This is a genomic window from Novosphingobium meiothermophilum (assembly GCF_003171715.1).
Lineage (GTDB): Bacteria > Pseudomonadota > Alphaproteobacteria > Sphingomonadales > Sphingomonadaceae > Novosphingobium > Novosphingobium meiothermophilum.
Genome location: NZ_QGHL01000018.1, coordinates 1 through 1688, shown reverse-complemented (window position 1 = coordinate 1688; position 1688 = coordinate 1). Strand labels below are relative to the sequence as shown.

General features: G+C 64.6%; 2 protein-coding genes. Both read left to right on the top strand.

The annotated features are described in order from the left end of the window. The first annotated feature begins 2 nt into the window (after positions 1-2). Positions 3-755: an electron transfer flavoprotein subunit beta/FixA family protein gene (locus DKM43_RS14745; protein WP_109799274.1), complete on the top strand. Its 753-nt coding sequence runs from the start codon at positions 3-5 to the stop codon at positions 753-755. Further along, complete coding sequence (locus DKM43_RS14740) at positions 755-1687, top strand: electron transfer flavoprotein subunit alpha/FixB family protein (RefSeq protein ID WP_109799273.1); 933 nt, start codon at positions 755-757, stop codon at positions 1685-1687. Before DKM43_RS14745 ends, DKM43_RS14740 begins: the two co-directional genes overlap by 1 nt. The last annotated feature ends 1 nt before the right edge of the window (position 1688 follow it).

The window sequence follows — 1688 nt, the reverse complement described above, 5'->3', positions numbered from 1 at the left end:
CGATGAAAGCCCTGGTCTGCGTGAAGCGCGTGATTGACTACAACGTGAAGCCTCGTGTGAAGGCGGACGGGAGTGGAGTTGATCTTGCGAACGTGAAGATGAGCATGAACCCGTTTGACGAGATTGCGGTTGAGGAGGCCATACGCCTGAAGGAGAAGGGCGTGGTTTCGGAGATCGTGGCGGTGTCGGTGGGGGTTGCGAAGGCGGCCGAGACGCTGCGCACGGCGCTGGCGATGGGCGCGGACCGTGCGGTTCTGGTTCAGGTTGACGAGGGTGTGGAGGTTGAGCCTCTGGCGGTTGCGAAGATCGTGAAGGGCATTGCGGATGAAGAGAGCCCCGCGCTGATCATCACCGGCAAGCAGGCGATTGACGATGACAGCAACCAGGTGGGCCAGATGGTGGCCGCGCTGCTCGGCCGTCCGCAGGGCACCTTTGCCAACGAGGTTTCGGTCGAGGGCGACGCGGTTGTGGTCAAGCGCGAGGTTGACGGCGGTTTGCAGACGGTGAAGCTGGCGTTGCCTGCGGTGGTGACGACGGACCTGCGCCTGAATGAGCCGCGCTATGCCTCGCTGCCCAACATCATGAAGGCCAAGAGCAAGCCGCTCGCCACCAAGGCCCCTGCCGACTACGGCGTGGACATCGCGCCGCGTTTGAAGACGCTGAAGGTTGCCGAACCGCCGGTGCGCTCGGCCGGCATCAAGGTGCCGGATGTCGACACGCTGGTCGCCAAGCTCAAGGAAATGGGAGTAGCCTGATGTCCAAGGTTCTCGTTCTGGTCGAACACGACAACGCCTCCGTCAAGGACGCCACGCTGGCTGCCGTCACCGCCGCATCGCAGCTTGGCGAAGTGACGGCCCTTGTTGCCGGATCGAACTGCGATGCCGCCGCACAGGCTGCCGCGCAGATCGCCGGGGTCGCCAAGGTCCTGAAGGCCGACGATGCCAGCCTCGACAATGCGCTGGCAGAGAACGTCGCCCCGCTCGTGGCGGGCCTGATGGCGGATTACGACGCCTTCGTCGCGCCTGCCACCACCACGGGCAAGAACATTGCCCCGCGCGTGGCCGCGCTGCTCGATGTGATGCAGATCTCCGACATCCTCTCGGTCGAAGGGCCGAAGACCTTCACCCGTCCGATCTATGCGGGCAATGCCATCGCCACGGTGGAAAGCAGTGATGCCAAGCTCGTCATCACCGTGCGCGGCACCGCCTTTGCCAAGGCGGCCGCCACTGGCGGATCAGCCAGCGTCGAAGCCGTATCGGCAACGGGCGACAGCGGCCTGTCGACTTTCGTCAGCGCCGAGATCGCCAGGTCCGAGCGCCCCGAACTGACCAGCGCCAAGATCATCGTCTCCGGCGGCCGCGCGCTGAAGGATGCCGCCACGTTCGAGCAGGTCATCACCCCGCTCGCCGACAAGCTGAACGCCGCCATCGGCGCCAGCCGCGCCGCCGTGGACGCAGGCTACGTGCCCAACGACTATCAGGTCGGCCAGACCGGCAAGATCGTCGCGCCCGAAGTCTATATCGCCGTCGGCATCTCCGGCGCCATCCAGCACCTCGCCGGCATGAAGGACTCCAAAACCATCATCGCCATCAACAAGGACGAAGACGCCCCCATCTTCCAGGTCGCAGACATCGGCCTCGTCGCAGACCTCTTCTCAGCCGTCCCGGAACTCACAGAAAAGCTGTGAG